Source organism: Jeotgalibaca sp. A127 (assembly GCF_052266745.1).
Taxonomy (GTDB): domain Bacteria; phylum Bacillota; class Bacilli; order Lactobacillales; family Aerococcaceae; genus Jeotgalibaca.
The window spans coordinates 106,652-127,362 of sequence record NZ_JBQPRC010000005.1 but is presented as its reverse complement, the minus strand read 5'-3'; the positions used below and the strand labels follow the sequence as shown (position 1 = coordinate 127,362).

At 45.9% G+C, this 20,711-nt stretch carries 16 protein-coding genes; all 16 read right to left on the bottom strand.

From position 1 onward, the window contains the following. Positions 1 to 20: 20 nt before the first annotated feature. The 16 genes from ACTVAI_RS07280 to ACTVAI_RS07205 all read right to left on the bottom strand — a co-directional run bounded on the left by ACTVAI_RS07280 (position 21) and on the right by ACTVAI_RS07205 (position 20,694). A complete protein-coding gene (locus tag ACTVAI_RS07280; RefSeq protein WP_443473251.1) occupies positions 21 to 596 on the bottom strand; it encodes a DUF624 domain-containing protein in 576 nt (191 codons plus the stop codon). A 3-nt stretch (positions 597 to 599) separates the two neighbouring features. Continuing rightward, positions 600 to 2,762 (bottom strand): alpha-L-rhamnosidase-related protein, encoded by a 2,163-nt coding sequence (locus tag ACTVAI_RS07275; RefSeq protein ID WP_443473250.1) that lies wholly within the window; start codon positions 2,760 to 2,762, stop codon positions 600 to 602. Positions 2,763 to 2,769: 7 nt separating this feature from the next. Next, positions 2,770 to 3,624 (bottom strand): carbohydrate ABC transporter permease, encoded by an 855-nt coding sequence (locus ACTVAI_RS07270; RefSeq protein ID WP_443486287.1) that lies wholly within the window; start codon positions 3,622 to 3,624, stop codon positions 2,770 to 2,772. A 5-nt stretch (positions 3,625 to 3,629) separates the two neighbouring features. Further along, entirely contained in the window at positions 3,630 to 4,541 is a 912-nt protein-coding gene (locus ACTVAI_RS07265; protein WP_443473248.1) for a carbohydrate ABC transporter permease, read from the bottom strand. Positions 4,542 to 4,612: 71 nt separating this feature from the next. Beyond that, positions 4,613 to 5,929, bottom strand: a complete 1,317-nt coding sequence (locus ACTVAI_RS07260; RefSeq protein ID WP_443486286.1) for an ABC transporter substrate-binding protein — start codon at positions 5,927 to 5,929, stop codon at positions 4,613 to 4,615. Positions 5,930 to 6,210: 281 nt separating this feature from the next. After that, positions 6,211 to 7,212: a tagatose-bisphosphate aldolase gene (gene lacD / locus ACTVAI_RS07255; RefSeq protein ID WP_443486285.1), complete on the bottom strand. Its 1,002-nt coding sequence runs from the start codon at positions 7,210 to 7,212 to the stop codon at positions 6,211 to 6,213. Between the two features lie 8 nt (positions 7,213 to 7,220). After that, positions 7,221 to 8,150, bottom strand: coding sequence for a hexose kinase (locus tag ACTVAI_RS07250; RefSeq protein ID WP_443486284.1), 930 nt, complete (start codon positions 8,148 to 8,150; stop codon positions 7,221 to 7,223). A gap of 18 nt (positions 8,151 to 8,168) precedes the next feature. Continuing rightward, positions 8,169 to 9,068, bottom strand: coding sequence for an ROK family protein (locus ACTVAI_RS07245; RefSeq protein WP_443486283.1), 900 nt, complete (start codon positions 9,066 to 9,068; stop codon positions 8,169 to 8,171). Between the two features lie 12 nt (positions 9,069 to 9,080). Beyond that, the gene (locus ACTVAI_RS07240; RefSeq protein ID WP_443486282.1) at positions 9,081 to 10,253 is read right to left on the bottom strand and encodes an SIS domain-containing protein; all 1,173 of its coding nucleotides are present in this window, start codon (positions 10,251 to 10,253) and stop codon (positions 9,081 to 9,083) included. 20 nt (positions 10,254 to 10,273) lie between these two features. Continuing rightward, positions 10,274 to 11,005, bottom strand: a complete 732-nt coding sequence (locus ACTVAI_RS07235; protein ID WP_443486281.1) for a GntR family transcriptional regulator — start codon at positions 11,003 to 11,005, stop codon at positions 10,274 to 10,276. A 154-nt stretch (positions 11,006 to 11,159) separates the two neighbouring features. Next, positions 11,160 to 12,266, bottom strand: a complete 1,107-nt coding sequence (locus ACTVAI_RS07230) for a Gfo/Idh/MocA family protein (RefSeq protein WP_443486280.1) — start codon at positions 12,264 to 12,266, stop codon at positions 11,160 to 11,162. 14 nt (positions 12,267 to 12,280) lie between these two features. Next, entirely contained in the window at positions 12,281 to 14,026 is a 1,746-nt protein-coding gene (locus tag ACTVAI_RS07225) for a beta-galactosidase (RefSeq protein WP_443486279.1), read from the bottom strand. Beyond that, a complete protein-coding gene (locus tag ACTVAI_RS07220; protein ID WP_443486278.1) occupies positions 14,019 to 15,140 on the bottom strand; it encodes a sialidase family protein in 1,122 nt (373 codons plus the stop codon). The genes ACTVAI_RS07225 and ACTVAI_RS07220 overlap by 8 nt, the downstream gene beginning before the upstream one ends. Further along, a complete protein-coding gene (locus ACTVAI_RS07215) occupies positions 15,140 to 16,798 on the bottom strand; it encodes a glycoside hydrolase domain-containing protein (protein ID WP_443486277.1) in 1,659 nt (552 codons plus the stop codon). The genes ACTVAI_RS07220 and ACTVAI_RS07215 overlap by 1 nt, the downstream gene beginning before the upstream one ends. Before the next feature lie 483 nt (positions 16,799 to 17,281). Next, on the bottom strand, positions 17,282 to 19,942 hold the full coding sequence (locus tag ACTVAI_RS07210; protein WP_443486276.1) for a sensor histidine kinase: 2,661 nt from the start codon (positions 19,940 to 19,942) through the stop codon (positions 17,282 to 17,284). Further along, a complete protein-coding gene (locus ACTVAI_RS07205; RefSeq protein WP_443473236.1) occupies positions 19,942 to 20,694 on the bottom strand; it encodes a response regulator transcription factor in 753 nt (250 codons plus the stop codon). The genes ACTVAI_RS07210 and ACTVAI_RS07205 overlap by 1 nt, the downstream gene beginning before the upstream one ends. Positions 20,695 to 20,711: the final 17 nt, after the last annotated feature.

The following is a 20,711-nucleotide window of genomic DNA, read 5'->3' as shown; positions in this document are numbered from 1 at the left end:
CCAATCTTCCTTATTATCACTCAGGAAAACTCACTGTGGTAATTTATCCAATGGACCATGAGACCCCATATCAAAAACAGCATAATTCCGGGTAAGAAAACCAAGGCTATATACAAGAGGACCAATCCGAATAGGATTACAATGTGCCGGATGGGATTTTTTAAACTGAGCGCAAACAGCTGCAGTGTTTCTCTTACATCGAACTGGTTGGTAATAGCTGTCGGTAAAATCATGGCATTGCTGATTGAAACAAGCAGTAGTAGGAAGAACCAGGTATACTTTCCAACCGCGGCAAATGGTACCGCCAGTTGATTCCAGTAAAGCACGTTGCTGGCCACAACAAGGGTAATGAACAATGCGAAATAACCGTATTTCTGGCTGGACCAGAACTTTGTTTTATAAGCTTGCCAGTAGTACCGGATAACTGGGAGATCGGAACGGGTGCGCCATTCTTGGCAGACGGAACTGGCCGCATACAGGGAAGGAAATAATCCCAATACACCAAGTCCCAAAACAATGCCCAAAACGATCAACAGGCTCAATAAGACATATTTCGAAAACCATTGAAAAATGGGCATGATGCGCCTGATTAACATGTTTTACTCCTCCCTCATCTTGATCGTGACCGTATCCGGACCTCTATATTTCCACTCGCGTTCTAGTGATTTAATAGTAACGGTATAACCTTTTGCATCGCGTTCGATGTCAAAATCCAAACTGTTTGAGCCGATTTTGACTTTTTCCAATACCAACTTGTCCCATTCTGCCGGCAGCTGTGGATTCAGATAAATGCTCTTTAAATACGCTTCCGGATGGATACCGGCAAAGCCGGAAATGAAAGGCTTCAGCATCCCATAGGCGGTCCAAGCCTGAACAAAACAACCGTAATCAGGTGACATTTCCGTGATGGAACCGGGCAGATACTGGTTGAATGTCGCGGCCATTTTCTTTACTAATTGAAACGCCTCGGCCGTCTTCCCGTACTGCATGTTCGCCTGGATCTGGACACCGGTCGAAATCGTCATGATGGATTTCTCAACGCTTGCTCCAAGGCCGGATAAATACATGCCATATTCCCCAATATAGGTGTCGGAATTAAGTTGTGGCAAGGCCTCCTCTGCTTGTTTTACAGTTGCTATCCGGGTCGCAAACGGCGTATTGATAATCCAGTTTTTGAAATTCCAGGTGCGTTCACGTATTTCTTGATCCATTCCCGTTTGTACCAGTAGCTGTTGCACTTCTTTGTAGTAACGGATACGTGATGATTCTGTTTTTGATTTTTCTTGGGTGATGAAATTATCGATGGTTCGGTGCAACTTATCACCGGAAATACGGAAATCTCCAAACAGGCCTTGTTCTGCCATCCAAAATTCCGTACGGATTTTATGCTGTAATTCGTCGGACAATTGGCGGTAGCGCTTGGCATCAAGATGGTCGTTGAATAATCGTGCCGTTTTTGCGGCTGCTTTCAGGGCTAAACAGGCATAAGTGGCGGTATCGATGAGTTCCGCGTTCAAACCTAGAATTTCGATAATGCCGTACCCGTCAGGAAAACAATCTTGATCCGGATCCATTTCAATCATCAACCATTTGATTCCTTCTTTAATGGCGGAATAATGGGATTCGAGCCACGACTGATCGCCGGTCCAACGGAAAACTTCATATACAGCGACGATGAATTGGGCGGTTTCCTGGGTGTTTCCTGCATTACCTACTACTCCGAACGTATTTGCTTCGTGGATGATTCTGCCATTTTTATTGTAATTACGGGAAATTTCTCCGATTAAATCCAAAGTACTTTTGGAACTTTCATGGAAACCAGCCGGTAATGCCCCCAGGACGGTATAGGCACTATCCGTCCCGAACCACCAGGCATACTCTGGTAAACCTGCCATAAAACTATTGTTAAGCGTCAACCAGGCGAGATGGCATTTGGCCCAGGCATATATTTTCTCCAGGTTTTTATCCGGGATATGTAAATTGCTTGTTTCAATGATTTGTTCGTAATATTTCTTCTTGCGTCTAAAAAGACCTTCCGTATCCCCCAACTCTGCCAATGTTTCAGCAACAGCATTTTCGGAAACGAGCGAACCCGCAATTCGGATCACCAATGTTTTCGTTTCCCCAGGAGCAATCTGGAAAGGAAATTCCCAATTGATACCCGAACCGGCCCCATATACCAGGTCCGTTGCCTGCAACTCGAAACCACAGGTAATGGCCGGATGTGGAACATCGACCTGAATCCCCACATACCAATCATGCCCGCTGTCCTTCACGAAAACTTGGTTGTGCTTGATATGGATAAGGTCTTCGTTCGGTGTGATGCCTTTCGCATCCGCAAACCAAACCGGGCTCAAATCGGTACGGGTGAGCCAATTGATCACCAGCTCTTGAGGTAGGTTGGTTTTGTTTTTAATTTCATACTTCACGATCAATCCGGGAATGGCATCCGGAGCAAATTGGCGACGGATGATGGTGAGGTTTTGTTTTTCATAAATGTGCTCGTTGTAATAAGGGTAGTTCACAAAAGTCGTTGCCTCAGACAACCATTCGATTTGCTCCTCCTTGAATCCAAGCCAAAAGCCATCCAAAAGCTTAATCGGATGCATCCAAATCCCACCCATTTCATTGGGGATATGGTGTCCGAAAGCCTGGAAACTGCCGTCTTGGGCTCCGACCATATACAATTTGTTACCAGGTGTCACGAATTGCCGTTTATCGGGGTTCATTCTCTGTTCGCGCAAATCGTCTAATTTAACCATGATACACCTACCCTTTTATACCAGAGGACAAGTTAATACCTTTAATGAAGTACTTTTGCCCAAAGAAGAAAATGATGAGGGATGGCAACATGGATATGACCGAAGCAGCCATCAAATAGTTCCATTGCACTTGATTGTTTTCCCCTTTAAAGAAATTTATCCCGAGTGCGAGGGTAAAGTCGTCTGGATTACTCAAGTAAATCAATGGCCCCATAAAATCATTCCAGGCACCATTAAATTGGAAAATGGCGACAGTAGTCAAAGCCGGCAAGGTGAGGGGCAGAATAATGCGGACTAAAATCCCCAGGGTTCCCAAACCGTCAATCATGGCGGATTCTTCCAGTTCTTCCGGAATGGTCATAAAGAATTGGCGCAACAGGAAAATGAACGTTGCATTCCCGAAGAAGGAGGGCACAATCAAGGGATAAAACGTATTGATCCAGCCAAGTTCCCGGAAAATAACGAACATGGGGATCATGGTAACCGTTCCCGGCAGCATCATTGTGGATAAAACCACGAAAAACAAAAAGCGGCTCCCTTTCACGCGAAAACGGGCAAAACCGTAAGCAACCAACGTGTTGGAAATCAGTGTCCCGATAATCGTCAGTGCGGTGATAAAAATCGTATTCATAGTCCATTTCCCGAATGGCAAGGTGGTGAAAGATTCGATGAAGTTCGACCATTTCGGTTCCTCCGGCCACCATACCATGTCAAAACGCATGACTTCCGTATTCGTCTTTAAGGCGGTAGAAATCATCCAGAAAAAGGGAATCAGGGTAACGACAGCCCCGAGCAAAAGCACAATCCACACAAATGTTTTCCATACTACGCGCGACATCTTATAGGTGATTTTGTATGGCATCGTGCTCACTTCCCTTCATTTTCATAATAAACCCAGGTGTCGGAGGATTTGAATACAATCAAGGTCAACAGGATGATGATGATAAAGAGGATCCACGCCATCGCCGAAGCATAGCCCATCTTGAAATTTTCGAAGGCATTCACCCATAAATAATAATTGTAGAACAAGGTACTATAGTTCGGGCCGCCATCTGTCATGATGTAGGCTTGGCTGAATGTCTGCAAGGCGCCAATGATTCCCATGATTAAATTGTAGAACAATGTTGGCGTCAAAGCCGGCAAGGTCACATACCAAAAAAGTTGTCCTTTGGTTGCCCCATCAAGTTCCGCAGATTCGTATTGATCTTTGGAAACACCTGAAAGGCCGGCCAACCAAATAATAACCGTTCCACCGATATTCCATAAGCTCATGATAATCAGGGATGTCATCGCCCAATCCTCATCATAAATCCAGCCCGGTCCCTTGATGCCGATAAGGCTCAATACTTGATTGATGAATCCAATTTCCGGATTAAAAATATAGACCCACAGAACCATGACCGCAACCCCTGAGACGACGACGGGAATGTAATAAATGGTACGAAAAACCCCGGCTCCTAATGTAATTTGGTTCAGTAACAATGCTACGGCCAAAGACAAGATGAGTTGCAGGGGAACGGCGAATATGGAATAAACAAAGGTTATTTTCAGCGACTGATAGAAAAGGCGATCCTTGAATAAATTGATGTAATTATCAAAACCAATCCACTTCGGCTCAGTCAACAAATCCCATCTCGTAAAACTCATGAGGAAAGAAATAACCATGGGGATCAATACGAATGCTAAAAAGCCGATGATCCAGGGTGATATCAACACATAAAAAGCAATGTATTTCCGCTGATTATTTGTTACTTTTCTTTTTTTCCGTTCGTGCTGCATCTTGATCCCTTCCTTCTATTTTGGACATTCGAAATACTAGAGAAGCGACAATGCTCCTCTAGTATCAGTGGTTATTGTTCCATTTCGGTTTCCATTTCGGATTGGCCATTTTCGGCGGCATTATCCAGAAGTTCGGCGATATCAAGGTTGCCCTTATTACCTGTTCCCACAATTTCGCTCAAAACTTCATTAAAGCGGGCACCGGCTGTGCTGTTGAAGGCAGGGTTAAGACGTTCAGGGAACATTTTGATCAAGTCCACACTCTTAACAAAAACACCACGGTATGGATCTTCCGTTTGTCCAGCTTCTTCAGCTGCCGGAACATAAGCGGAAAGCGCGTGTTCTGCAAACGTCTTTTGGCCTTCAGTTGACAAGTATTTCAAATAATCCCACGCTTCATCCTTGATGTCGGAGCTGGAATAGATACCGTAGCCAGCATAATAGATAGTCGAGAACTGGCCGGAATCGCCACCCGGCACTTCCACAACACCGAAGTTCATACCTTCATCAATATAACTTTGCGTTGGCCAAATACCGGTCGGGCTCATCGCCACTTTTTCAGAAAGGAAAAGGTCTGACCCTTGTAAGGCTTCGGTTTGGGTTGAAGTAGGGGCCACACCGGAACGAATCATTTCATCGAAGAATGTCAGTGCTTGGGTCGTTTCATCGCTATCCATATAACCCAAGACCGTGTCCCCTTCTGGAGCGATGATGTCGCCACCGTATGCATAAATCAATGGTAGGATATCACGGTTGCTGGCACCAGGTAAACGTGTTCCCCATTGGGTTGTTTCACCGTCTTCGGTGATAGTCAGTTGTTGTGCGATGTCATAGAATTCTTCCCAAGTCCAGTCGCTAGTCGGGTAATCAACTCCCGCTGAATCAAATAAATCTTTATTATAATAAATCGCAAAGGTGGAATAATCTTTCGGCATGGTGTAGTAATTGCCATCAATATTTCCGACTTCCAATACTTCACCAAAGAAGTCATCCATGTTGAGGCCATTGTCACCCTCCATGTAAGGGGTGAGATTTTCCAAGGCGCCACGGGATTGGAACATACTGACATCACCATCACCTATTTGGAAAATATCTGGGGCATCGCCACCTGCGATTTGCGTTAATAATTTCGTACCATAATTATCCGGGACACTTTCAACAATGATTTCGACGTTTGAGTTGTCAGCCATATAAGCGGCAGCGATTTCTTCCTGCATTTTCTGACCATCGCCACCCTCCCACGTTCCAATTCGAATGGTCACTTTCTCATCCGTAGAGGTTGTCCCAACCTCTCCACTAGATTCCGTTTCCGAAGTTTGATTACAGGCTCCCAACGTAAATACGCTCACCAAACCTAATGCCAAAGCTTTCTTAATTTTGTCTCCCATCAGTAACCGCTCCTTTATGATTTTTGTCTAAGCAGATGAAAAATATACCGCTTCTTCCGGACACATGGCAGCAGAAATTAGCAAGTGAAAACGTTTCGGATTTTTTCGGAAACAATCCGAAACGCAGCAACTATATTTTTGACAAAAGCCTTAAAAACAATAAATGTAAGCGTATTCGTTATATTTAAAGTCTAACTTGAAAGACATATGTTGTCAATCGTAACGGGAGGCTCTCTTGTCCATCTAAAAAAGCATCCAAACTTGAGTTTGGATGCTCGCTGTTATATGACGGTGACTTTATCAGTCCAAGGTGTTGCGGATTCTGCAACAGCCAGGTTCAAGTCTTCCATATTTTTTCTGCCTTCTGTACGCATCCATTCTTGGGCAACTTCTTCGCCGTCGCGGGCATAGATAGCGACTGCATCTTTCCAGGTCGCACGGCCACAGAGAACGCCGTTGAACTGTGAGCCGGCTTCTTTGGCGAAACGGAGTGTTTCCTGGAATAAACCAGCAGAAACACCGGCACTCAAGAAAATAAATGGCAAGTGGGTTGCGTCGGATTGTTCCTTGAAGTATTGCAGTGCCTCTTCACGGGTATAGACCGCTTCGCCGTCTTTGGCATATCCTTCCACAAAATTCATGTTGACCGGGACTTCCATCTTTAGGACATCCACCGCGTAGGCGGGATCTGAAAAAACTTTCATGGACTCATTTACTTTATGCGGTTTGACCTTGGCGTATTCTGCCGAATTAACATCCATATCGCTGGCATCGTAGGTCACGATTTCCAGGAAATAAGGGATGTCTTCCGCGACACATTCCGATCCGACCCGCTCCACGAAGGCGTGCTTGATGTCGTTGATTTCTTCCCCTTCATCCACATCGTAATAGAGAAGAATCTTGACAGCATTTGCGCCCAGTTCCTTGATTCGTTTGGCGGACCAGTTTGGCAGTAAATCTGGCAGGCGGCCTGGTTCGGTGGCATCATAACCCGTTTTTTCGTAGGAAATCAACAACCCGGCATGCTCATCCCTTACACCTGCAGCCGGTAAGCCGTATTCGGGATCCAATAAGATGGAGGTGGAATATTTTGTCAGTTCCCGCGAAATTTCACTCTTGAAATTGATGATGCCTTCATCACCGACATCTTCAGAACTATTTTCGGCGATCATTTTTTTCAAGGAACCCCGTTGGTCGATGGCAAGTGCATTGATTACATTGGTGTTGTCGGATAATTTTTGGAGATGTGCGAATTTGTTTTTTGTCAAAGTTAGCATAGTCAAACCCCTTTTCAATTGTCTGAAACTGTCACTTGGCTGAAATATGTCTCGAAATTATCTTTATTTACGTGTCCGGTGGTTGCTTCCATTGTGTTCAGCATCCCCGTTGTCATGGCTGTTTTCAGTAAATCTTCGTCACTCAAGCCTTTGGAAATCGCCATGGCAATGCCGGCAACGGTGGCGTCCCCGGACCCGACCGGATTGACGACCGTTATTTTGGGGATACGTACCTGGTAATAGCGGTCGTGATGTTTCGCAAAAGCCCCCGCGCTGCCCAAGGTCACGATGACCCACTCGACATTGGCGTAGCGCTCTTTCGCAAGAAGTGAAACCAGGTCATCTCCTGCTCCTCCTTCGATGGCAGCCAGTTCATCTTTATTCGGCTTGATGGCGGCTATCTTCAAGGTGTGGTCTTCCAGAATTTCCACCAAGGTAGGTCCTGATGTATCAAGGACAACCGGGATGTTTCCCTGGTTGGCAAGGCGGATGATTTCTTTATACGTTTCCGCGGTCAGCCCTTGTGGCAAACTGCCGGAAATGGTCAATACCGAAACCGGCTGTTCAGCGAGTAGGGATTGGAAATGGGTCAAAAAGGAATCCGCTTCCAATTCTGAAATCGTTGGGCCCGCTTCGAGTATTTCCGTCTGCTTGCCTTCATGGAGAATGGCGATACAATTGCGGGACTCTTGGCCAATCTGGTGAAAATCGTGCGCAATTTCCTGGTTGTCCAGTTGGTGCATGATGTAGTCCCCGATTGTGCCACCGATGATGCCGGTGGTTGACACCGGAAAGTCCATAGCAGCGGCAACCCGTGCCACGTTCAGCCCTTTTCCCCCCGCTGTCTTGGTGACCTTTTGAACCCGGTTGACTTCATCGATACGTAACGTAGCGAGCGGATAGGAGATGTCAACTGAAGGGTTCATCGTGACCGTCACAAGCATAATTTCATCCTCCCGTTCTCATTTGATTGTGTCAAACACGCGCAGACCTGCCCCAACGAGTCCGGATAGGTTGGCGTATTGGCTGATGTTTATGTTTTCCAGGATATGTCTTTGGTCCGGCAAGGCCCAAGCACTCAGATTCTCCTTCACCAATTCGATAAATTGGGGGTTGTGTGTCGCAACACTCCCGCCAAAGGTGATGTGATGGGGATCAAGGATCGAAACCAGACTGTAAACCCCCTCTGCCAGGGCTTCTGCGGTTTGAGCCACAATTTCCGTCGCAATGGGTTCATTTTGCTGGAATCTGTCAAAGACCTCTTTCGTCGTGATACTTGGGTCTTGGTAGCGGTCTTGGCCGACGCGTTGAATGGCCGGCCCACCCGTCGCTTGTTCCAGGGTTACGCGTTTGTTGAGGGAACGGGATGGAAGCAAGCCCAATTCCCCGGCAAATCCGGCGCCCCTCAGGAACCGCCCCTGTTGCAGCATGGCGCAGGCGATGCCGGTACTGATGGTGATATAAGCGAACAAAGCATCCGGTGCCAAACCTGCCTGTTTCCACTCCGCGTAAGCGGCCATGTGAACATCGTTGTCCAGTTGAATGTTTTGGACGGGATAATCGTTTTGCAGCCGTTCCCGGATCGGGAAGTTGTGCCAAGGAATGTTGTTTTGGTAAACAGCAATCCCCTTTACAGGGTCTACTTTCCCGGGTACTCCTGCCCCGATGCCTGCGATTTCGTCCCAACTGACAGGCGCGTCTGTCATCACGTCTGCTATCGCTTGTTTGACGGATTGGTACATATTTTCCCGGTTACTGGTATCACTCTTGACGGTTGCCTGTTTCAGGATGTGACCGTCTTTGGAAATAATTCCGGTTGCCACTTTTGTGCCACCGATGTCGATTGCTAGTGCGTATCTCATGGTTGGTCACACTCACTTACTGTCCAGATTGTCGTGGATGGTTACGCCTTTAACGACGCGATTGACCGTTCCGGTTGGACTTGGTGTATCCGGTTTGTTATCAACCTTCAAAGCGGTCAATAATGAAACGATTTGCCCAAATATCGTATAAGGCAGTGCCAGGTAGGCATCCGGTAAAGTTGTTCCGGTGTCTGAAAATGTGAAGCTCACTCCAGTCGTATTGGTCGGTCCGGTCGTCACGCCACACACCATTTGCGCAATTTGATCCGCTTTCATTTCTGCCAACATATCTACATCATATTGGCGTGTATAAGCATCGTTGGACACAAATAAGAATAGAAGCGTCTTCTCATCCACAAATGATTTCGGTCCATGACGGAAGCCCAAGGAACTATCAAAGGCCGTTGCCACTTTTCCGGCAGTCAGTTCGAGTATTTTCAGTTGGACTTCACGCGCAATGCCCGCCAATTCTCCTGAACCCAAGTAAACGACGCGGTTGAAATCAGTATTGATGATGGCTTGAATTTCTTCTTCGCGACTCAAGACTTCCTCACCCATGGCAATCATTGTTTTCACATAAGTTGCTTTCATGTTGGTGTCTGCTGGATCGAATACCAAGCTAGCGGTCAAGGTCATGCAGGTGAAGCTGCCCGTCATGGCAAAGCCTTGGTCGTTTGATAAAGCGGGCATCAACAATAACAGGTTGTCCTCGTCTCCGGCTGCCTGCTGGGCCAGTTTACCTTCGGGAGCACAGGTAATCGTGATTTGATAGAAAGCGTCTACAATTTGCTTGCCCAGGGAAACACTCGCCACACTCTCTGGGCTGTTGCCGCTGCGGGCGAAAGAAACCAGGATGGTGGGGATGTCTTTCTTGAAATAGCTCTTTGGGTTGCTGACGATACTGGTCGTCGGCACGGCCTGGAAGTCGAAAGCTTCTTCATTTCCGACTTTCTTTAAATAAGGCAGGACGGTATCGCCGACATAAGCGGAACTGCCGGCTCCCGTCATGATGACGCGAACCCGTTCATGGTGTTTGGTTATTTTCTCTAAAAAATTCTGGATGTGGCTTTCATTGGCTTGGTAATAGTCGAAAGCTTCCTGCCAGAGTTCGGGTTGTTGCTTGATTTCACGGACGGTGATTTCGGCACCGAGATGCGCTAATGCTTCTTTGCTCTTTTCAAACATGGTTGTCTAACCTCCATTTTTTAGTTTCGGTCATGCTTGTGGCTGATTTTGTAAATGAATTGATCGGCCCGGGCGGCACTGAGTGTGTACTCGATAATTTCGCCCTGGTCGTTGTAAGTAAGACGCTTAATACGTAAACATGGGGAATCTTCCGATACGCCTAAATTCTCGGCTTCGACTTCACGCACGATACCAGCGGAAAATTCTTCTTCTGCGTAACGAATCGTTACGCGGTAATCTTCCTTGAAAACATCATACAAAGGTTTCCCTTGTATTTTCTCCAAGGTCAAGCCGGCAAAGATGTCCACCGGCAAGTAACTGACTTCATACATCATCGGTTCATCATCCGCCAAGCGAATGCGAATCAGGCGAAAGACGGTTTCATTGGTCGTTTGCATGGTGTCCTGGATATGCTTGTTGGCGGATATTTCTTCAAAGGAAGCGATGATGGTGCGCGGCGTTTTATTGATCGCCTTCATGCTCTCCGTGAAGCTATACGCTTCGGCCAAATTTTTCTGATCCTGCGACCGTTTCGAGACGAATGTCCCTTTGCCATGTTTTTTATAAATGTAGCCCAGATTTTCCATCTCGGCCAATGCTTGCCTGACGGTCGTACGGCTGACATCAAAGGTCTGGCAGATTTCCCGTTCGGACATGATTTTTTCATCTGGTTGATAGTTTTTTTCGATTTCCGCCATCAACCCATCAATCAACTGGGAATATAAGGGGTGGGAGCTATTTTTATCTAACATCTATTCCCTCTTTTCTTGTTTTGTGTGATTTTAATTACCCGACTGGTATCGTCTGGTATCTACTGGTCATTACCAGTTTAAAATACTCTCTTGTGAAAGTCAACAAAAAAAGACGATGCACAACCAGCATGCCGGTTCGCATCGTCTTTTGGCTTTATTGAGGAACGAACTGACTCAAGTACTGCGGAACTTCCTGCATGATGCCGCCGCTTCGGACCGATTCGGTCGCCTTGACACCAACAGCCACGCTCATGCGACCATCAAGGGGTGAAGCTTTTGGTTCGACACCGTCCAAAATGTATTCCACAAAAGCATTGGCAATTTGCGGGTCGGCACCGGCATGGTCACCGAGCGTCGGTTTCATCTGGATGACGATGTCGCTCTTGTCGTGCAGACTATCGGTATTACGGGTTTTGATGGTGATGGTATCATTGACGTCGTCGTTTTCGAGACGGCCTTTTGTGCCGATCACCACATAGTTGCGGGAATAGTCAGGTGTGAAATGGCATTGCAGATAGGAAGCCTTCACGCCATTTTCCAATTCCATGATAAGAACGTTGTTGTCCTCGACATCGATTTCCGCAGCGGTTTGGTGGGTCAAACCATCCGCTTCAAAATTCTCCGGTTTGTCGTAAAAATCGAGACTCCCGAAAGCGGAAACCTTTTTCACATAGCTGCCCGTCAACATATGAATCACATCAATGTCATGGGAAGCTTTTTGCAACAACAAGGAATTCGTATATTTAGAGTTGCGATGCCAATCCTGGTAGTAATAAATGCCGCCCCGTCCAACGAAATGGCGCACCCAAACGGCTTTCACTTCCCCGATGGTCCCGTCGTCTATCACTTGTTTCATCGTTTCGTACATGGGCATGTAACGCATGTTGAAGCCGATCATCAGTTTACGGCCGGATTCCTTCCAGACCGAAATGATTTCATCACAATCCTCAATTGTAATGGCCATCGGTTTTTCCAAATACAGGTCCTTGTCCGCTCGTAAAACGTCGATGGCTTGTTGCTTGTGCTTATAATCCTCGGTCAAAACGACGACCGCATCCACATCGTCGCGCTTCAACAGTTCATGGTAATCATCCGTATAAAAAATAGCTTCATCCGGGTATTTGGCTTTAAATTTGTTCATGGCAGTCTCATCGATTTCTGCCAATGCGGTGATGATGGACCGTCCTTCAGGTTGATGCCAAAAATCGGTGATGTTCCATCTAAAGCCAGCCCCGATAATACCTAAACGTAATTGTTCCATTTGTCATTTCCTCCTTATTGTCTCTCGAATGGTGGTATATCCGTCAATGTAATTGTGTCTTTTACGACCCCTTCTGTTTCAAAAATCACGATAGTGTTCTCTCCCTGTTTCAACAACGGCCCTGGTAAATAAAGGCGGAATTGCGGCCCGATTTCCCAGAAGCGGCCGAGGTTGAAGCCGTTGACGAAGACAACGCCTTTACCCCAACCAGTCATATCGATGAAGGTATCCCCTATTTCATCGATTTCAACCTTGAATTGATGGAAGCTCGGCAAACCGGCTTGGTATGCTTTGGTGAAATCGACTTGGTCAATATTATCCAGCGGCAAGGAATAATGATTCCAATCGCTCAAAAAAGCACGGTTCATGATGACGCCTTCGTTAATGCCTTTGTGTTGATGGTTCAGGACCGAAGAATAATTCACCCGCCCCAGATTTTCCACCAAAATCGACAAACGATTTTCTTCGTCGGCCAAAGGGAAGGTTGCTTCTGTCCCCAGCTCTTGGTCGTACTGGGTCAAGACGTGTTTATCGTTCACGAATACTTGAGCGCGATCATTGGCCCCAAGTAACTTGAAATCATGGATTTCACGGGCTTCACCTAAATCCGTTTCGTACAAGACGTAACCAAAATTTTGGCCCAATTTTTCCATCGGCAAGGTGTAGCTGTGCTCAGATTTCACAGCCAAGTTTTCCAGGTTGGCAAAAAGTGAGGTGCTGTTTGTCACTTGGTAAGTTCCGTAATGTATTTTCTTGATTGGTTCAGGCAGAGCTACTTCTTCCACCGTTGCATGTTTTTTGATAACAGTCTGTAAGGCTTTGTATTTCTCACTGACGTCGCCCCATTCGGTCAAAGGTGCGTCATAATCGTAAGAGGTCGTGTCCGGCGAATGGGTTTCGTAATAGTTGGAGCCATTCCAGAAACCAAAGTTGGTGCCACCATGGAACATGTAAAAGTTCACGTGGCCGATTTCAAGGGCTTCATCCAATTCCTGAGCGGCACTTTCAAAATCGCGGGTATGGTGATCCCGCCCCCAGGCATCGAACCAGCCAATCCAATATTCCATGACCATCAGAGGGCCTTCACTCTTGGTGAAATTCCGGACTTCCTGCATGCTTTCCACTAGTTTGGAGCCGCAATTAACGGTCGGGTAGGCATCATCCAGAACCGTCCCATTTTTCAACATGTCACTCCATGCGCCATCACTGGTCACGAAGGGTACGGTAGCGCCGTATTTTCGCATCATTTGCGCGACTTTCTTCAAATAAGTTTTGTCGCTACCGAAGCTACCGTACTCGTTTTCGACCTGCATCATGATAATCGGGCCGCCCTGTTCGATTTGAAGGTCGGCGAATTCCTGGAACAAGCGCTGGAAGTAGTTGTCGACTTTTTCCAGGAAAATAGGATGGTTAACCCGTAACTTCATATCCTCATATTGCAGGAGCCAAGCCGGCAAACCACCGAATTCCCATTCGGCGCAGATGTACGGGGATGGCCGCACAATGACCATCAGCCCTACTTTTTGGGCAGTTTGGATAAAGCTTCGGATATCCAATATCCACTCGAAGTTAAACTGACCTTCTTCTGGTTCGTGCGCATTCCAGGGGACATAGGTCTCAACCGTGTTACACCCCATCGCCTTCAATTTCAAAAGGCGGTCCTCCCAATATTCCGGTACGACGCGGAAATAATGAATCGCGCCGGAAATGATTTTGATGGGCTTATCATTGAGGTAAAAGTCATCTTTGATTTCAAACATTTTCGATTTCCTCCAACTTGAATTTGGCTTGGATAATGTAGCAAAGGTCCGTCAAAACGCCGCCTTGCCAACTTTCGGAAAACTCTTTATCCCAATGGCCATAGGTGTTCATAATAAAAGTGCCATCTTTTTGGACAACGATGCCGGCATAACCGGTATCCCCTGACTTCGGCGTATTGGTCCAGTCTTCCGCCAGACGGATGCGGAAAGCACCGGGTTGTTTTTGGACGAGGTCCTCATACGTTCCTACCCAGGCCAGCCAGTCACCTGCCAGCCAATCTTCAGGTGAGTCGCTGTTGAGCGTGATTTCCCGGAAGGTCACGACCAGACGCTTAGTGACCGGGTCATAAACCGCTTTATGCCGCTCCCCTTGTAAACCAGGATGGACATCAGTCGGTTCCGTCCAACTCTTTCCTTCATCATGGGAAAAGAACAGGACGGATGGATGCCGATGTGATTGGGCCCTTCCCAACGCCACAATACTTTTGTTGTCGGGCGAACGGAACAAGCCCACTTCACAGATTTGATAGGCTTCCTCAATATTACGGTAAGTTTGTAGATAAGGTTCTGGTTCGCTCCACTGTTCGTTCTCGTTTTCGTCAAAGCTCAAATAGGTTTTATAGTTCACGAAATGCTCGTCATGGTAAACACCCAACCACCTGCCATCCTTTAAGGCAATGAGGCTGGCCATCGCAACACTCGTATAGTTTTTGCTTCCGTCCGAAAAATTAGTGTGGTGCGTTTTGAATTCGCTCCAAGTTTCCCCATTATCAAGGGAAAGCGAGGTTTGCCAGCCACCGCTTTGGTTCCCCTTCCAATTTGGTCGACCACAAATCAAGATCAGTTTGTTTTCGTTCAGTTTAAAAAGCGTCGGTGTTTCCAAGGAACCTTGCCAAGAGGCGGGGGTATCGGTTCTTTCTTCCCACGTCTCCCCGGCATCTGGGCTGACCTTTAAAATGACTGGTCCCGCGCCATGTCCGGCCGGATAGACGGTAAGTAACGTCTGGTCATCATCCAAGAGCACCATATCGGGTTGTCCCAGATACTGGCGTTCGGTACCGGGAGCTTTTTCAATGACACTCAGATATTGTTTGGGCAATGCAATTTCTTTCATTAATGGACGGCCTCCTCAGCGAATGCAGCTGTCAATTCAGCGATTTTTTGTTTGATCGTGGTCGTATCTTTGGCAACGGCCGCTTTCCCGGCGTCCATCAAATAGAATTCCGTTGCTTCATAGTAAGCTGGGATGGTTGCCAGCATTTCATTTATTTCTGTGGCTAGCGCTGGGTCTTTTTTCAGAATCATTAGTTTGTTGACGTCACGGATGCCTTCCGCCAATCTTTCGAGACGCACACTTGACTGTGGTTTCGGGTGCGCACTGTCTTTTCGATCAGGGAAAACCAAGAAACAGTCGCCTGCCTCGAATAAGCGGTGCGAGCTATCTTCCAAAGGATTTTCCACCCAAGAATCATAGGCCCAACGCAGGAATCCGTCACTGTTTTGGGCGTACCCATACAAAATGGTCCAGTAACTTTCAGCCGGAGCACTCAAGGAAAAGTTACCCGGAGCATGTCCCATGCAGGAATAGACAGTGGTTGGTAAGCCTTTTGCTTTTCTTTCTGAGCGAATTTCCGCAAATTCTTTGACTTTTTTGCGGATAGCGACAATGCCGACAGAGAGCGCATCAACCTGTAAAGCGATTGCTTTCTTTTCGTCGATTGCGTCAATCGCCGCCGATGTCTTGAAACGATTGCCTTTAGAATCGGTAATTTTAGCGAGTAAATCAAATGGAACCCGATCCACTCCCCGTTCATCGATACCGATATAAACGTTATCGCTCCAGCCTTTTTCTTCGAGATGTTGCATGAAGTCAGTCAAAAATGCTTTCCAGGCTTTCAGGTATTCGGTTTCTGCTTCTACTGGAATAAAGGCTTGTTCTGCTTTAGCTTGGTCGAAATAAGTAAGTTTATTATTCCAAGGGACAATGCTGTAACAAACGATTTTATCGCCCAGGTGCAATTGTTTATTGAAAGCTACCCATTGATCGAACCACTTGTAATCGAATACAAATTGGCCATTGGGCATTTTGGTCCATTTCACCATGGATGGGAATTTTGTTTCATTTTTGCTGTAGGTTTGACCGTCCCAAGGTTCCTCCACGATGGATGCCGTAATCGTATTACCGCCGATTGCGCGGTATTTTTCCATATGGGGGGTGAGAATTTCAAAATGCTTTTCGGAAAAGATTGGCACCTGGTAGTATTCGGCTACGGCAAAGGGGTTTTGCCAAAACTCGACATCGAATGCAGTTTTGTCGGGCAAGGTCTGATTGGCCACTTCAAGGGTCAGGTCCAACTTCTGTTCTTCAATGGTCACCTGTCCGGTATAACTGCCAGCTACGGTTGTTTTGGGAATCGTGATTTGGATCCAGAAATTTTGGAGCGTATTTGGTGCCACAACGGTCACAGGTTCATTGGCTAGGACTTCGTTGGCTTCCTGGCCGTCCGCATTGACAGATTGAATGGGGTAAACCCGGATTTGGTCCTTGAAGATGGTTCCGTTTGGTCCTGTCAAATCACTTGGATTCACTTCGAGCTTCTCAATTGACTGCGTCCCTGCGGCTACCGAAAGCTGGCACTGGACGATATCGTTTTTCCAGCCTTGTAGAATCAGGTGTCGCTCGTTTTGTCTCAATATAGCTTCGTATTTGGCTTGGGGATATTGATAATTGGTATCCATGAAGGTCGCATGGACATTCGCTTTCTTGTTCATTAGTCACCGCCTGGTTTTATTTGAGCTCTCATCGTGAAATTGAGGGCGACAGTCAAGGGTTTTACCTTGAGCTAATCGTCGTTTTTTTCGCGTAAGTGCGGCGTTACGGAATATTTCCTGAGCTAATCGCCGCTTTTTCTACGTAAGTGCGGCGTTACGGAGTATCTCCCGGGCTAATCGCCGCTTTTTCTGCGTAAGTGCGGCGTTCCAGAATATTTCCCGAGCTAATCGCCGCTTTTTCCGCGCAAGTGCGGCGTTACGGAATATTTCCTGAGCTAATCGCCACTTTTTCTACGCAAGTGCGGCGTTCCAGAATATTTCCCGAGCTAATCGCCGCTTTTTTCTCCTAACCCTGTTTTCCTTCACGAAACAGCGTTTCATTTACCCTAAAAAAAGACATCCGTCCACTGGTGACGAATGTCTTGGTTGCCTTCCCGACTAGTTAGGCCGGTCATTCATCATTGCGATTCGATTGTGCAAAAACTACGGCTGTTTATTTTTCGCTGGGATACAGATTGTGACGGTCGTTCCTTCGTGGACCTTACTGTCAATGGAAAAGTTACTTTGCGATCCGTAATATAAGTTGATACGATCATGGACATTATAAAGACCGGATTTGTTATAGGATGAAGCCAATAACTCAGCCTTGATTTCCTGCAATTTTCTTTCTTCAATGCCAACACCGTCGTCCATGACCGTAAAACAAATCATCCCATCCTGTTTTTTGATGGAAATCGTGATTTGGACCAAGCTATCGGTCAGGCTGACGTTATGATGGATGACATTTTCTACCAGTGGCTGCAAAATGAGTTTCATAACCTTCTCATCCAAAACCGTATCGTCGATGTCCCAGCTTACGCTAAAATTATTGAACCGTTCCTGCATGATTTCCAGATAGTTCTTGGTAAATGCAGTTTCTTTGGATACAGGAATCATCAATTCCTTGCGATTGGTGACGAATTGGAAAAAGCGGCTTAACGAACTGACCATCGCCAATGCACGATCGGTTTCCTCTGCTTCCACCAAGTACAACAAGTTCTCCAAAGCGTTGTAGAGAAAATGTGGATTGACTTGATCCTGTAGGGCGAATAATTGAATCTCCCGTTTTTTGTAGCGCTCGTTGAGATAATGTTCCTGAAGCTCCTGTTTCTCATCGACCAGGGCATTCAAGCGTTCAAGCCCGCGGGTGAAATTTTGACGTAGTTTTTCTACTTCATCAATCCCAATCACTTTTTCAGCCAACTGTGCCTGTTCCCAATTCTCCGGATCCTGTTGGAAGTTGATCAACAAAGCATTAAAGGGCTTGATGACCCTTCTTGTCAAAAGATTGGTTATGGCAAGCAATATCAGGATTAAAATAAAATAAAGGTAGGAATTACGGATAAATATATTTTGGATATCTTCCCGTAGACTTTGTTGGTTCAATTGCGATCCGTATTGCCAGTCTCCAAATGAAATCTTTGAGCTTGGTCCGGTCATATCCAACAGGCTTTCGCGTGTATCGTCATTCAACAGCTGAATCGTTTGTTGGTTCAAGTTCCAGACAAACAAATCATTGTCGGTGAGAAATTCGGTATTATCGCCGGTAATTAACGGTATCGATCCGAAATATTTCTCACTGATATTCAAAACAACGAATCCCAAAGGTTGGTCGAAATTAGATTGATAGGCGATGGGCAAGACCAAGGACAAGAAGGATTCGCCGCGATTTGTCATCCCGACATTATATGAAAAACGCGATTGGTTGTTTTCCCGATTCATCAACAGCGATTTTTCAACGGTGTTGAAAACAAACGCGCCACTCGAAACAACCAAGTCCCCTTCAGCATTATAAACACCGATGGATTCATTGCTGAAAGTATCCAGATAAGCTGTCTTGAATTCATCCAATGATGCTTCATCAATCAAATCCAACGATCCACGATTTGTCAGACCAAATGTCGAGGAAAATGTGGCTAGTATTTTCTTGAATTGTTTCACTTCTTGACTTAAAATCAAGGCTTTCCCGCTCTGTTCGGAAGCATGCAGTGCTGTCATTTCCCGGCTGGCACCTTGATACGCATGCCAGGAATAAAGCCCTGAAACGACAACAACCGGAATGATGATGGTCACAAAAAAATAATAGGTCAGTCGTTCTCGAAAACTCCTGGAACCAAAACGATCTTGGGCAGTGAGTGGGAATTTTTTTTCAGTAGCTTGGCGCCTGTTCATCCAATCCAGGAGTTCATTGATGGGCTCCAGGGTTGTGTCAGCCGTACTTTTGGAAAGAAAAAATGACAGAACCAAGACTGAGAGAGAGGATGCGATGAGAATGCCAATAATAACTGGCGTATTATCCGAAGCAGTCTCATCCATTTGATAGACAAGTTGCAGGTTATAAGGATAAATATCCGCCAAATATCGGTCCCCCATTTTTTTCTTGTCAAAGCGTTCGTCTTGGAAAAATACCGCAGATTCGTTGAAGATAATTTGAGATTGGTCTCTGGCCAATAGTTGGTTGGCGAATTCCCGTTCATCGATTACGACCAATACCAGCGCTTTTTGCTGTTTGTTGCTATCCGTGATATTCGCCGCGAAAAAATATTCATCTTTTAAATAGGTGTTGCTACGATTCAGTATCTCCTGCATCGTGTACTTGTTGCTGTTGGCATCCTGCAATAGCGTCGGAACTGAATATAACGAATAGGTATTGGTATTATCTGTTATTTCCAGACCGTTCAATTCATAGCCGGCCGTATCCCCGGTTGCACTGTATTGTGTCTTCGGTGTGATGATCAGAATGTTCTTTATCAAAAAACTTTCTTGATTGAGACTGAACAAAAAGTCGTTCAATTGTTGTGACAGCTTGTATTTAACGATGGGCGAAGCATCCGATTTTTCCAGGGCGTTGACACTCGAGATGATGGTTTCATTATTTTGGATTTTCCCAACCAGGTTCGTCACTTTGTTCAATTCTCGTTCCAAAATAAAAGACGAACGCGAAAGTGATTCCTCAGCGTAGTTTTGTTTTTGCTCAATTAGATAATCATCTACTTCGTTAGAGAAAAAAAGGATAATGATAAAAATACTGACCATACTGACCAGTGCCGACAGAAAAACCAAATAGCGTCTGAGACTCCGGATTCGTTTGATATTTTTTTTCATTACGTATGCTTCCTTCTGAATTCAAGCGGTGTCACACCAACTGTTTGTTTGAATACGCGGTTGAAATAGGAATACGTCGAAAACCCAACCTTTTCCGCCACATCTTTCAGTTGCGTGTCAGTATACATGATCAGTTTTTTCGCCTCTTCAACACGTACCTTGTTTAAATAGGAACTGAAACCATCACCCATTTTTTCATTGAATAATTTGCTGAGATACGCCTCATGGATATAGATTTGGTGGGCGATGTCCTTTAAGGCTATCGGTTCAGCATAATGTTCTCGAACGTACTTGATTGCAAAATCAACGTACTGGTTCTTTTCTTTATGGGGCGTTTCGGGAGTAGATTTTTCATCAACACTTTCTTCATTAATATCGGGAAAATGTTTCGGTTTCAGATTGTCCATCAACTCCCGGAAATCTTTTTTCATGATCGGCTTCAGCAAATAACCAATGACGCCATAGTTGATGGCTTTCTTGGCATAATCGAAATCATCGTGTGCTGTCAGAATCACGACTTTGGTCTTTGGAAAATGTTTGGAAACTTGCTCAGCCAGTTCCAACCCGTTCATCTTCGGCATTTTGATATCCGTGAATATCAAATCCGGTTGCATTTCCTCAACCAGTTTCAAGGCTGCATAGCCGTCGCCGGCGGTACCGACAACAGTGAAACCGTATTCATTCCAAGGGAAAAATTTAGAAAGGCGTTCTTGGATATTTCTTTCATCGTCCACAACGATACTTTTATACATGCTCTCGACCTCATTCT